Annotated in this window: 10 protein-coding genes and 1 tRNA gene; 8 read left to right on the plus strand and 3 right to left on the minus strand. The window is 57.0% G+C overall.

The features are described 5' to 3' along the window. Positions 1-204: 204 nt before the first annotated feature. The 4 genes from AMUC_RS00740 (at position 205) to AMUC_RS11685 (ending at position 3,938) form a co-directional block, all read left to right on the plus strand. Complete coding sequence (locus tag AMUC_RS00740) at positions 205-585, plus strand: transposase (protein ID WP_012419186.1); 381 nt, start codon at positions 205-207, stop codon at positions 583-585. A gap of 117 nt (positions 586-702) precedes the next feature. Then, positions 703-2,844, plus strand: coding sequence for a DNA gyrase/topoisomerase IV subunit A (locus tag AMUC_RS00745; protein WP_232051436.1), 2,142 nt, complete (start codon positions 703-705; stop codon positions 2,842-2,844). Between the two features lie 103 nt (positions 2,845-2,947). After that, positions 2,948-3,022 (plus strand) — tRNA-Thr (locus AMUC_RS00750). A gap of 334 nt (positions 3,023-3,356) precedes the next feature. Next, positions 3,357-3,938: a putative peptidoglycan-binding domain-containing protein gene (locus AMUC_RS11685; protein ID WP_233420556.1), complete on the plus strand. Its 582-nt coding sequence runs from the start codon at positions 3,357-3,359 to the stop codon at positions 3,936-3,938. A 139-nt stretch (positions 3,939-4,077) separates the two neighbouring features. Here the strand turns inward: AMUC_RS11685 and AMUC_RS00765 are convergent, their stop codons facing one another. Beyond that, positions 4,078-4,461: a hypothetical protein gene (locus AMUC_RS00765; RefSeq protein WP_012419189.1), complete on the minus strand. Its 384-nt coding sequence runs from the start codon at positions 4,459-4,461 to the stop codon at positions 4,078-4,080. 118 nt (positions 4,462-4,579) lie between these two features. Further along, positions 4,580-4,846 (minus strand): hypothetical protein, encoded by a 267-nt coding sequence (locus tag AMUC_RS00770; protein ID WP_143245892.1) that lies wholly within the window; start codon positions 4,844-4,846, stop codon positions 4,580-4,582. A 401-nt stretch (positions 4,847-5,247) separates the two neighbouring features. Here AMUC_RS00770 and AMUC_RS00780 point away from each other — a divergent pair, with 401 nt between their 5' ends. The 4 genes from AMUC_RS00780 to AMUC_RS00795 are packed head-to-tail and all read left to right on the plus strand — an operon-like array spanning position 5,248 to position 11,312. Continuing rightward, positions 5,248-6,132, plus strand: a complete 885-nt coding sequence (locus AMUC_RS00780; protein ID WP_012419192.1) for a ParB/RepB/Spo0J family partition protein — start codon at positions 5,248-5,250, stop codon at positions 6,130-6,132. Between the two features lie 19 nt (positions 6,133-6,151). Then, positions 6,152-7,096, plus strand: a complete 945-nt coding sequence (locus tag AMUC_RS00785; protein WP_012419193.1) for a M28 family peptidase — start codon at positions 6,152-6,154, stop codon at positions 7,094-7,096. A gap of 38 nt (positions 7,097-7,134) precedes the next feature. Continuing rightward, a complete protein-coding gene (locus AMUC_RS00790) occupies positions 7,135-9,117 on the plus strand; it encodes a vWA domain-containing protein (protein WP_012419194.1) in 1,983 nt (660 codons plus the stop codon). Beyond that, entirely contained in the window at positions 9,066-11,312 is a 2,247-nt protein-coding gene (locus AMUC_RS00795) for a hypothetical protein (RefSeq protein ID WP_143245893.1), read from the plus strand. The genes AMUC_RS00790 and AMUC_RS00795 overlap by 52 nt, the downstream gene beginning before the upstream one ends. Positions 11,313-11,365: 53 nt before the next feature. Here AMUC_RS00795 and AMUC_RS00800 read toward each other — a convergent pair whose 3' ends face one another. Continuing rightward, positions 11,366-12,577, minus strand: a complete 1,212-nt coding sequence (locus tag AMUC_RS00800) for a hypothetical protein (RefSeq protein WP_143245894.1) — start codon at positions 12,575-12,577, stop codon at positions 11,366-11,368. Positions 12,578-12,760 lie beyond the last annotated feature (183 nt).

Here is a 12,760-nt window from a genome sequence, read left to right on the forward strand (position 1 = left end):
ATATCCCGCGTATTCTCCCGCAAAATCATAAAAAACACAATATGTTAACAACAACAATCATGAATAAAGTAAAGCGCCCGTAATAGAACTTCAAGAATACGTACCAGTCATTTAAGAATCCTCTTAAAAAATGTTATAACACATATACTTTTTTCTTGCCAGACCAAGGATGATTAGTTAAATAAATAACCACTCGTCAACATCATGAATTCCAACGACAGTACCAAAAATAAGAGGCGCTACACGCCTGAAGAAAAACAATCCGTTCTTGATTTCATTGCTGAACGGAAAACCCAAAACAAAAGGGGTGCCCAGAAAGAAGCCGCCGAACGCTTCGGCATCAGCACGGTGACCATCTCAAGCTGGATGAAGGCATCCAAGGCCAAGCGCGGCCGCAAGCCCGGCACCAAAAATACAACTGCTCCCAAAACACAGCCTCTCGCAGCCGCCCAACCCGCCGACCTGCGCCGCCTGGCGGCCGTTCTGGAAGAAATCGCCGACCTTGAAGCCCAGACAGCCAAACTCGACGCCCTGCGCGCTGAAGCGGAGGAACTCAAGAACAGGCTGACTGCCAAGCAGGCCTGATTGCTTTTATTCCTTCCTTTTCCGGAAAACCGGCTTCCCCTGACAAGGGAAGCCGGTTATTTTCTTTACGGAGATCGCGCTTGCCCCCCCGGAACAATTCCTTTAATATCCGCCGTCGTGACTCAACCCGCCCACATTGCTCCCGCGAGTCAGTCTGTGGAAGGCATGTATGCCGACTACTTTCTGGATTACGCCTCGTATGTCATTCTGGAACGGGCCGTACCCAAGATCAATGACGGGTTTAAACCTGTGCAGCGCCGTATTCTGCACGCCATGGACCGCCTGGACGACGGGCGTTATAATAAAGTGGCTAATATCGTGGGAGACACGATGAAATTCCATCCGCACGGCGACCGTTCCATTGCAGACGCGCTGGTGGGGCTGGGACAAAAAGGGCTGCTTATCGACACGCAGGGGAACTGGGGCAATATTCTGACAGGCGACCCCGCAGCGGCTTCCCGCTATATTGAAGCCCGCTTTACCTCCTTTGCGCGTGATGTAGTATTCAGCCCCAAGGTCACGGAATGGCAGCTCTCCTATGACGGCAGGAACAAGGAACCGGTCAGCCTTCCCGTCAAATTTCCCCTGCTTCTCGCTCAGGGAGCGGAAGGCATCGCCGTGGGGCTTTCCAGTAAAATTCTTCCCCACAACTTCAATGAGTTGATTGAAGCCTCCATCGCCTACTTGCGCGGCCAGCCCTTCCAGCTTCTGCCGGACTTTCCGACCGGAGGCGTGATGGATGCCACCAACTACCGTGACGGAGAACGAGGAACGGGCCGCGTCCGCATCAGGGCGCGCATCCTCACGGAATCGAAGAAACTTCTCCGCATCACGGAAATCCCGTTCGGCGTCACCACGGAAATCTTAATTGATTCCATTGTCTCCGCTGCGGAAAAGGGAAAAATTAAAATCGCCCGCATTGAGGACAATACGGCCCAGCATGTGGACATCCTGGTCCATCTCCCGGCCGGAGCGGATCCGGAGCAGACGAGGAAAGCCCTGTTTGCCTTCTCCGCCTGTGAAGTCAGCATCTCCCCGAATGCCTGCGTCATTGTGGAGGAAAAACCCAGGTTCATGTGTGTTAGCGACATCCTGCGCTACAATACGGACTCCACCAAGGAAATCCTGCGCCAGGAGCAGGAAATCCGACTCAAGGAACTGAACGAGGCGTGGCACCAGGCCAGCCTGGAAAAAATATTCATTGAAAACCGCATCTACCTCTCCATAGAAGATTCCGAAACGTGGGAAGAAGTGCTCGGCACCATTGACCGGGAATTGCAGCCGTTTGCATCCCGGCTGCGCGCCCCCATTACCAGGGACGACCTGGTAAGGCTGACGGAAATCAAAATCAAGCGGATTTCCAAATTTGACGCTTTCAAGGCGGACCAGCACATCCGCCAGCTTGAAGAGGACATCGAACAAACGCAGAAGAACCTCAACCAGCTTACCAAATTCACTATCCGCTGGTTTGAAGCCCTGCGTAAAAAATACGGCGCCGCCTATCCGCGGAAAACGGAAATTTCCTCCTTCGGCTCCGTAAACCGCGCGCAGGTGGCTGTTGCCAATGAAACATTGTATATTGATGACGAAGGCTTTGCCGGTTACGGTGTCAAGAAGGGAAACCCTGTCTGCAAATGCTCCACGCTGGATGACGTGTTGATCATTGACAATGCAGGCGTGCTCAAAATCGTGCGGATTCAGGACAAATTTTTCGCTGGTAAAAATCCCCTTTATATTTCCGTCATCAAAAAAGGGGACGACCCCGTGTTCAACCTGATTTACCGGGACGGAAAAGACGGCCCCGTGTACGCCAAGCGTTTCCGCATAGGAGGGTTCACCAGGGACAAGGAATATCCGCTTACCCGAGGCGCAAAGGGAACGCGCATCTTCCACTTCTCCGTGCATGAAACGGAGGAAAACAGTTCCCAGATAAGCGTAAACGTTTATCTGAAAGCCGTTCTGAAACTCCGTAACCTGATCAGGCCCTTCCATTTCGCGGACCTGAGAATCAAAAACCGCGGTGCCCAGGGAAATATCATTACCAGGCATCCTGTGGAACGCGTCTCCCGCATCATGCCTCCGGCCAAGTCCGGAAATGAGGAAACGGAAGGGCCAACAACCGCTCCTTCCGCAACAGCGGAACGGACGGAAGGCTCACCCGCCCCCTCCGCGGAAACGCTGCATCCTGAAACAGCCCCACATTTGGAGGAACCGCCTGCCGATCCGCCGCTGGAACAGGGCTCCCTGTTTGACTCCTGAAACGTTTTCAATCTCTTAAAATGGAAATATCCATGCCTGACTATCCATTTTCGGCTTGCCACAACGGGCCATCTTCTGTAGATATGGGCCACCTCATTACCATGCCGCTTTAGCTCAGTGGTAGAGCACCCGCCTTGTAAGCGGACGGTCGTCAGTTCAAATCTGACAAGCGGCTCCATCATAACCCGCTCAAGGTCAACCCTTGAGCGGGTTGCTTTTATGAGGCGTGCGCCATTACTCGTTCCCATGAATTTCCGGCGTGCCGCTTTTGAACATTCATCATCCATTCATATCTCCGGCGGAATGCGGCAGCCGCAGGAAGCAAAGTGGGACGCAACATCTGGCAAGAGGACATTCCACCCACAGGCATCCCCGTCAACTTCCGGCAGCGAAGGGCCATTCCCGGAGCGGGAAGAAGGTTCCGTTGGCGATAACGCCGCCTCAGCAAGCCGTTTCCCCCCTTGAATACGCCTCCATTGCCATTTCGACCAAGGGAACCATGATTCAAGCCAATGGATACTACAGAAAGAAAGATGGCCGCGGCTATCCTCCGGTTTGAAGACAGCCGCGTTACCGGGCCGTATTCCCTGCGCGTTTCCCGCCTTCCCGCCGCCGACAAGGGCGGCAAGTGGGAGATTTGCGGTATTTGCGACGGCATTGAACCGGCCGTGTTTAACAGATTGAAGGCCCTGCTGGATGCCGGAAGGCGTGAAGAGGCCTGGGAAGGTTGCCTGCAATACGTCCTGGACAATACCGCAGCCGTGCGTTCCTGGCTGGGTTCTGACGCTTTTCCGGCCACGGAGTTTATGTTGCGGGATCATTTTTTCAATTCCGGGAGCAGGAATACCGGGAAGATTTTGCAGCGCGCGCTGAATGTCCACGGCGCCGGGCTTGTGGTGGACGGCATCCCGGGAAAACAAACCCGGCAGATGTTGCAAACCGTTCTCGCCCAAACGGGAGAGTCCGAATTTCTCTCCACTCTGAACGAACGGCGCAAATCATTTTACCATTCTTGCAAACAGTTTCCCGTGTTCGGCAAAGGATGGCTGAACCGCAGCAATGAGGCATACCGGTTCGCACAATCCCTGGTTTAGGGAAGTTCCTGCAAAAAAACTCCCGGAAAAGGAGTGCAGGAGAATTCAACCATTGTTGCAGCAACCTGTTTCCATGCGCCGGATGCCATGAAAGAGCCTCCGTGCGGACATCCGCACGGAGGCTCTTTCATTAACACGATCAGGAAAACGCTTCGTCCCCCACAAACGCTCCCAGCAGACGGCAAAACCGGGAAGCAGGTAATTTTACCAATCTCCCGTCCCCCCGCTTGCCATGCTGGGTCAGAATCCAGGGCAGGGAAAGAATCTCCCGTTTATAAGCCAGCAATTCCCGTACATCTCCCGCCAGAAAATGGAGATGCCAGGCATCACACCGGACCGGCTCAAACCGGAAGCGGACATCGACAATCTTTCCGAAAGATGCGGAGGAATCCACCCTGCGCGCCATCAGGACAAGCTCCGGAGTACGGACATAGACATCCTGGCGGCGGCCGTCTTCCTCCATTTCCTCCACCCTCCGGCCTGCAGCCAGATAATAGGAAAAGGCGGCAGATAAAGCGTTCATACCCAGTTTTTCTTATGACGCCTCAACCGCTGGCGCACCGGACGATTCCCGTCGGAACGGCTCCTGAAAAACCGTTTTTCCCTAAAACCGCCGGAGCAAAAGATCGGACGGCACCCAGTCATTTGCCCTGCCGGATTTTCTGGATAACCGGAGGCATCTCCGTTTTCGGCTGTTTCTGGAAGCAGGACAAATGCCCCGGTTCCAGAACCAGGCAGGAATCGTCCCTGCATATCTCCGCCCGCTCTGCAGTCACGTCTACGGTATACCCGCAGCCGGAGAGGAGAGAAGACGCCGCATAAGCCGCTCCGGCCAGAACCACCCACAAGAGACGTTCCCACCAGGTCAATCCGGAACGTGTTCCGCTTTTTTCATAAGCGTTTTTCATGCCCTGTTTTCCTGCCTCCAAAGCCGCTTTCTTTTGTTCTTCTGTCAAATTGAAGTTCATTTGAGAGAGGGGGTAAGGGATTCCTGGAATTCTCGCGCATGTTGTGCCGCAACGGTTCCGCGGGAAAAAATGGCGCTGCGGCAGGACTGTTTATTGCTATTCATTTTGTTCATTTTTTTGTTTATTGCCCGGAAACTGGCCTTTACCGGCATGGAACCGGCGGTGACATCAGACCGCTCCCAGACACAGACATCCTTGCCCTGCCCTTGGGGCGGGAGCAACACGCCTGATACGTCCGGGAACAAGGAATATTCCGCCAGAGACAAACGCCGGAATTTCCGCCGCGGATAACAAATACCCTGTTGAAAACGGAACCGGTTCATGCTAGTCTCTTCCCTGCTATGGCAAAACCGGCTCTGGGGAAAGGCTTTGACGCCCTTATCAATCAAAATCTGTCTCGTGAATCCTTGGCGGCTCCCCAGGCGGGAGACGTTGTGCATCAACTATCCCATGCCGCCATTATTCCCAGCTCCCTGCAGCCGCGCGCCATTTTCACGCCGGAACAACTGGCGGAACTTGTAGATTCCATCAAGGAACACGGCATCATCCAGCCTTTAATCGTCCGTAAAACGCAAAGCGACAAATATGAACTGATTGCCGGGGAAAGGCGCTGGAGAGCCTCCGGCATCCTGGGGCTGTCCACCGTGCCCGCTATCATCCGGGAAGCTTCCGATAAGGACGTGCTGGAACTGGCCCTGATTGAAAATCTTCAGCGAGAAAACCTCAGCCCGCTGGAAGAAGCCGCCGGCTACATGCGCCTGAAAACGGAGTTCCGCATGAAGCAGGGGGACATCGCCAAGCGCGTAGGTAAATCCCGCGCCGCCGTGGCCAACAGCATGCGGCTGCTCGACCTGCCTCAACCGGTTCAGGACATGCTGGGCAATACCTTTATCAGCGTAGGGCATGCCAAGGTACTTCTCTCCCTCAAAAACAAGGACCAGCAAATCCAGCTTGGGCGCGACATCGTCAACAAGGGCTACACCGTCCGCCAGACGGAGAAGGCTATTCAGAAGATGCTCAACCCGCCGGAGCCGGCTCCCGTTAAAAAACCGTCCTCCCCTCAATATAAGAAAATTTCCAGCATCCTCGCCAAACAATTCGGTACTCCGGTGAACATTTCCGGCCAGGGAAGCCGGGGGGCCATTGAAATCACCTTCTCCAGCAAAGCGGAATTCATCCGCATCCTTGAGCTTCTGGGCCAGGATGAATGGCCTGATTCCAAGTAAACTTCCCCCCCCTTTTTCCATGACGCCCCGCATCGGACTTCTCCTGTTCACGGCCCTGCTGATGCAGTGCGAAAACCCCGTGGAAACGCCCGTGCCCGGTAAGGAAACCGTTCCCGCGCAAATCCGGCAAACGAATTGTTTCAACGGAGGAAACGCTCTGTTCCACGCCGCGCGGATAACGGAAATGGGGAATCGTGCTTCAGGCACTCCCGGCTACCGCAGGCAGATGGACTACCTGAAGGAGGAACTGGCCAAATGCGGCTGGACCTGCCGGGAACAGGCTTTTGAAAAGGAAACGCCCCAGGGCCCCGTCCGGTTCGTCAACCTGAGGGCCCGTTTTGGCAAGGCTCCAAACTTCCTGGATCCGGTTCGGGGCCTGCTGACCTGCCACATTGACACCAAGCGGGGCATCGACGGATTCACCGGCGCCAATGACGGGGCATCGGGAGCTGCGGCCATTCTGGAGACAGCCCGCATTCTGTCCGGAGACCCCGCACGCGCCGGAAATTTGGAGCTTGTGTTTTTTGACGGGGAAGAAAGTTTTGCGGAACATATGGACAGCGACGACGGCCTGTACGGCTCCAGGCATTACGCATCCTCCATGCGGCAGCCGCTTCCCGAATGGATGATCAATTTGGACATGGTGGGGCGGCAGGGTAAAAAGATACGCATCCCGGCCATGACGCCCCAATCCATGTACCGGGTTTATTCCCGCGCCATCCGTGAACTGGGTTATTCCCCGGAGGAATGGGGAGTATCCGGCTATGCCATCCTGGATGACCACGTTCCTTTCATGGAGCGCGGCGTGGACACGTTGAACCTGATTGACGACTTCCAGGACGGCAACTGGTGGCACACCTCCAAGGATAACATCGGCATTCTGGGCGAAAAATCCTTCCAGCAAACCGGGGAAATGACCCTTCACATCCTCCGGCAACTGCTTCCCGGCCCGCCCTCCGCCTGACCAGGCAGCTCTGACCCTCCAATTATCCCTGTCCCGCCATGTCCTTCAACTCTCCCTGGCTGCTGTGGGCTCTCTTTGCAGCCTCCGTTCCCATCATCATCCACCTGGTCAACCGGTGGCGGCACCGTTCCGTCCCCTGGGCGGCCATGGAATTCCTTCTCCGTGCGGCCAGGGAAACACGTGGAACAAAAAAACTGCTGCACTATCTGATTCTGGCGCTGCGCGTGATGGCTGTGGCGGCACTGGTAACGGCCTTTGCGCGGCCCCTGCTCGGAAGCTTTTTCGGCTGGGGGAGCTCCGGATTGAATGAAGTCCTGCTGGTTCTGGATCGTTCCGCTTCCATGGATGCCCGGCCGGACAAAACCAGCTCCCTCCGGGATGCCATCCCCCCGCTGGTGGAATCCACGTTCGCGCAGCTCGGCCACTGCCGCCTGTCCCTGCTTGATTCCGCCACCGGAACCGTGACCCAGATTCCCGCTCCGGAAGCCCTGGCGGATCTGACTGTAAGCAAGACAACGGATGGAGGCGCGGATATTCCGGCACTTCTGCAAAAAGCCATCCCGTACCTGGAAGAATCCGGCGCAGGAAAGACGGAAATCTGGATTGCCTCGGACATGCAGGCCTCTTCCTGGAAGCCAGACTCCCCTCTCTGGCCCGGTGTGCGCCAGAGGCTGGCCGCCCTTCCCCTGCCCCCTTCCATCCGCATCATGGCCCTCCGCGACAGGCCGGAAAGCAACCGCGGCATCAGAGTCCGGCAGGCTCAGGTAAATAACGGGAAACTGGTGCTGGACCTGGAAGTGCTGCGGCAGGGTTTCAACCCCAACCAGCCGGAGGACGTGCCGGTGCAGCTTTCCGTGGATAACGCCTCCTCCTCCGCCACGCTGCAACTGGCAGGGGAAAACACCTCCATCCGGAAAGAAATACCCCTGCCGCAGGGCAAAGAATCCGGCTTCGGCTTCGTTGCGCTGCCTCATGACGACTTCATCAGGGATGACATTTCCTTCTTCACCTTCGCCCCCAAGCCTCTCGCCAACATCCTGATTTTCGGTCCTTCGGGAGAAGTGGGAAAAACCCTTTCCCTGATGTCCGCCCCTCCCGGCCTGCCCGGCAGGAAAGCAACGATGCCCGGCAATACGCGGGAAGCTCAGGCTAATCTGGCCTCCCAGTCCATGGTCGTCTGGTACGGGCCGCCGCCGCGCGCGGAAATGGAAAAAAAACTCCAGACATTCATTGAAGAAGGAGGAATAGCCCTTTTCCTGCCTGACGACACGGAACACGGAACACGGCATTCATTCCTGGGCGTTTCCTGGGGCGCGACGGAGACGGCTCCGTCCGAACAATACTACCGTCTGGAAACGTGGGACCGGCAAAGGGGATTCCTCCGCGACGGTTCCGATCAGACACCCATCCCCGCCAACCGTCTCCGCGCCGTGCGTAGAAAACCCCTGCTGGGCAAATACCGCACTCTGGCCTCCTGGGATGACGGTTCCTGCGCTCTGGCCCAGGTCAGGGCCGGAACGGGGTCCGCTCTGTTCCTGGGAACGCTGCCCAGATATTCCTGGTCCAACCTGGCGGACGGCCACCTGCTGCTCCCCCTGCTCCAGCGCATGGCGGACCGGGGGGCGGAACGCTTTTCCACCTCCATTTCCCTACGGGTGAATGACGCCTCCCTGCCGCAATCCGCCACGGACATCCCCGTGCGCCTGGATAATGCCCAGGGAAGCCACCCCTCCGGTTCTCCGGCCGATACGGCGGGCGTGTACCGACTGGGAGCACAGACCTACGCCGTGAACCGCCCCTGGCCGGAAGACATGCCTGACCAGATTACGGATGAAAAACTACACCTCCTTCTGCCGGAAGCTTCCATCAGTTCCATGCAGAGTGCAGAGGAAGCCCCCTCCCTGGTGCAGGAAGCATGGAAGCTCTTCCTGTTCTTCGTCCTCGCCTGCCTGCTGATGGAAGCCCTCCTGTGCCTGCCCGGCCAGACGGCCAAACGCCCCTCCCCCACCACCCGTCCATGAACCTGAGCCTTCAACCTACTGCGTCAAGCGTCATCCTGACCGCCCTGGTTATGGCGGCCGGCATCTGGATGAGCTATATCTCCTGCAAGCGCAACCGCCGGCCGCTGACATTCAAACTGGAAATTCTTCGCCTGGCAATCCTTGGCTTCATTTGCTTCCTGCTCTTCCAACCGGAATGGATCATCACCTCCGCCCCGCAGGAAAAACCCAAGGTTTCCATTCTGGAGGACCGCTCCGGCTCCATGGAAACGCAGGATGTTGAAATCTCCCCCCAGCATGTCGTCACACGCACGGCCTACGTGCAGGAACTGCTCAAGGGCAACAGTACGGAATTCCTTAAAGACACGCATGTAGTGGAATACGCCTCCTTCGGCGCGCCACCTGCGCCGGACTCTCCGGATTATGCCATGGCCGGCACAGACCTGGCCAAGCCGCTGGAGGACGCCATGCAATCCTCCGACAACCTCCGGGCGGTCATCATGTTCACGGACGGCAGCCACAACGCCTCATCCTCCGTGCTGACGCAGGCCCAGCGCATGCGCACCAGGGGCATCCCCCTGTTCATCATTTCCGCAGGCAGCCCGTATCCCCTCCCGGACCTGGCCCTTCAGGACGTGAAAGCCCCCACTTACGGCATCATCGGGGAAACGGTGCAAATACCCTTTACCATTAAAAGCACGCTGGGCAAAGAAACGCGCACCACGCTCATCATGACTTCCAGGGATACAGGAAAAACCGTCACCCGCACGGTCACCATTCCGGCCCAGGGGGAGGTATCCGACGCGGTTCTGTGGAAAATAGAAAAAGAAGGGGCGGAAACGCTGGAACTCAAACTCCCGGTCCAGCCCCAGGAACGGATGCACAATAATAACGCCTCTTCCTTCAGCATCTCCGGCAGGAGGGAATCCATCAAAGCACTGGTCATCGATACCCTGCCGCGCTGGGAATACCGCTTCATCCGGAACGCCCTGTACCGGGATCCCGGCGTGGACGTGCATACCCTGCTCTTTCATCCGGAACTGGAAGAAATGGGGGAAGGCCCCGGGTACCTGGTCAAATTCCCGGACAGGATGGAAGACCTGGCCCGGTATGACGTCATCTTCATCGGAGACGTGGGGCTGGGCTCCAAAGGGCTGACGGAAGAACAGGCCTCCCTGCTCAAAGGCATGGTAAAAAACCAGGCCAGCGGCATCGTCTTCCTCCCCGGCTACCAGGGCAGGCAAATGGAACTCCTGAAATCGGAACTGGGGGACCTGATGCCCGTTACATTCCTCAACACCAAGCCGGAGGGGACAACCCAGCCTTCCCCATCCCCCCTTATCCTGACGCCGGAAGGCCGCGGCTCCCTGCTTACCATGCTGGCGGATACGGAGGGTGAAAACGAAGAAGTATGGCGCAATCTGCCGGGCTTCAACTGGTACGCCCCCGTGGAACGGCCCAAAGCGGGAAGCACTGTCCTGGCCGTGCATGCGGCGGATAAGAATGCCTATGGCCGCATTCCTCTTATTGTCACCCAGTCCTGCGGCAACGGAAAAGTCCTCTTCATGGGAACGGATTCCGCCTGGCGATGGAGGCGAGGAGTAGAAGACAAATACCATTACCGTTTCTGGAGCCAGGTGGCCCGCTGGATGAGTTACCAGCGCAACATGGCCGCAGGGGAAAGAATCCGTCTGATTCCCACCCCGGAACGGCCCCGGCCGGGAGACACGCTGACCGTCACCGCCATGGTCTCCGACAAACTGGGGGCCCCTCTCCAGAATGGAGAGGTTTTTCTGGACATTACAACTCCGGAAGGAAGCTCCAGCCGCGTTCAAATGGACACTATGGACCATACATGGGGCTCCTTTACCGCCTCCGTCAAAATCAACCGTCCCGGCACCTGGAAGCTCACAGCTTCATCCTCTGCGGAACCGGATAAATCCGTTACGCTTCCCGTCATCACCATGAGTGAAACGCTGGAAAAAATAGGCAGCCCCGTCAATACCGCGCTAATGGAGGAAATGGCCTCCATCACACGCGGGCGCATGGTAAAAGCTGAGGAAATACAGCGGCTCATTAAGGAAATCAGGGATCTCCCGGTGCCGCCGCCCATGGAAACGCGCATCCTGCTCTGGTGCAACCCGTATACGCTCTCCATCCTCATCCTTCTGCTTACCCTGTTCTGGATAGGGAGAAAACTCAACGGCACCATTTGAGACGCAGGTTTCCCACACCTTCCCGGCAGGAGTTTTTCTTCCCTCCCTTCCCGTTATTTTCCCGCAGACTCCCTGTCCGCGGCAGCAGAAGCCGGCTGAGAAAATCTCAGCCTCAATCCCATTTTTTTCCAGGCCGCGACCATTTCCCCCTGTACATCCTCCGGAGTCTTCCCATCCAGCAAAACAGCACGCGCCTTCCCGCCGCCCTCCGCATCACGAACCCTCAAATAGCTTCTGAGGCGCTCCGCCTTTCCGCTCCCTTCCAGGTGGCTCCAGTAAACCATCCACAACAAATCGGCCCAATACTGAAGCGTTCCTCCCCTGGAGGAAACGCCATGCTCCGCGGCGGAATGTGCTGAATCCCTGGACAGCATGTCCGCCAGGGCCGGCAGAGCTTCTCTGCCCGTGCGGACGGCGCGCGGAACCATCGCGGCCAGCCTTTCCGGAATCTTCCGGAATACCGGCGCTTCCTTCTCCATGGGAAGAAAAGCCATGTACGCGGAAAAGCCGTCCACCAGCCAGTGATCCCAATCCATGGACTGCGCCGCCCAGTGCGTGACGGCAAAGCGCGGATCCAGTCCCGGCTTCAGCAGCTTTCCCTTTTTATCCCGCAACAGCAGAGCCGTGAAACTGGTAGGGGAAAACTTGAGATGCCCGTTCCGCAGGCCCGGAGCCCTGTTGAAATCCTCTTCCTGGAAACATACCCTCACCAGATACTTGCGGGAAGGCCGGCGGGCCACCGCCAGATTCAACGGAACAGCTGCCAGGGCGGACAGAATGGTTTCAAAACGCCGGGCAAGGATCATACGCTCCGCTTCCGGCAGCTTTCCGGGAGACTCCATGATGAAATGATCCGTTTCATACACACTCAGCTCCTCCGTCTCCTGCACGGTTTTCACCAGCAGGAAACCGGGAACAACCACCCTCTCCGGCCAGGGAGCATCCCAATTCGGCTCCAGGGGAACGTACCGTCTGCCGGAATCCCCCTGCACAGGAGGATTCTCAGCCCCCACATCAGTATCGGGGAGCGTCCCGCCAGACTTTACCCATTCCAGAATATATTCCTGGTCGGCTCCGGAAAAAATATTCTTGGGAACAGCCACCACGCGACCATCCTGAAGCTTCAAATCCACCTCCGCATCACGGACGGCCACCAGCACGGCTACGACGGTAGCGCCCCGGTCATTCGTCCAAATGCGCGCCCGGGCGCTTCCCGCCAGGCTCAGCCCTGCCAATACGGACAGAATCTTTACAGGTAAGGTCATAGGGTTCCCTTTGCCCGCACAAGCTACCACATTGTCCCGCGGACGCAACCCTTTTTCCGTCTCCCGTTCTTCCGGAACAGGTTCCTTGAAAAGAATATGGGGAAGGAATGCATCATCGCCTGTCCCCCGGAGGGGTTGACACGCTCCGGCAAAACCCATAATCTTATGGAAGAAAGGAAAAGA

It is taken from the genome of Akkermansia muciniphila ATCC BAA-835 (assembly GCF_000020225.1).
GTDB lineage: Bacteria > Verrucomicrobiota > Verrucomicrobiia > Verrucomicrobiales > Akkermansiaceae > Akkermansia > Akkermansia muciniphila.

What these genes read in the sequence shown, in the direction of transcription:
- AMUC_RS00780 (WP_012419192.1), top strand. Translation starts at nt 5,248, where the DNA reads ATGGCAAAACCGGCTCTGGGGAAAGGCTTTGACGCCCTTATCAATCAA.
- AMUC_RS00770 (WP_143245892.1), bottom strand. Translation starts at nt 4,846, where the DNA reads ATGAAAAACGCTTATGAAAAAAGCGGAACACGTTCCGGATTGACCTGG.
- AMUC_RS00740 (WP_012419186.1), top strand. Translation starts at nt 205, where the DNA reads ATGAATTCCAACGACAGTACCAAAAATAAGAGGCGCTACACGCCTGAA.
- AMUC_RS00785 (WP_012419193.1), top strand. Translation starts at nt 6,152, where the DNA reads ATGACGCCCCGCATCGGACTTCTCCTGTTCACGGCCCTGCTGATGCAG.
- AMUC_RS00765 (WP_012419189.1), bottom strand. Translation starts at nt 4,461, where the DNA reads ATGAACGCTTTATCTGCCGCCTTTTCCTATTATCTGGCTGCAGGCCGG.
- AMUC_RS00790 (WP_012419194.1), top strand. Translation starts at nt 7,135, where the DNA reads ATGTCCTTCAACTCTCCCTGGCTGCTGTGGGCTCTCTTTGCAGCCTCC.
- AMUC_RS00800 (WP_143245894.1), bottom strand. Translation starts at nt 12,577, where the DNA reads ATGACCTTACCTGTAAAGATTCTGTCCGTATTGGCAGGGCTGAGCCTG.
- AMUC_RS11685 (WP_233420556.1), top strand. Translation starts at nt 3,357, where the DNA reads ATGGATACTACAGAAAGAAAGATGGCCGCGGCTATCCTCCGGTTTGAA.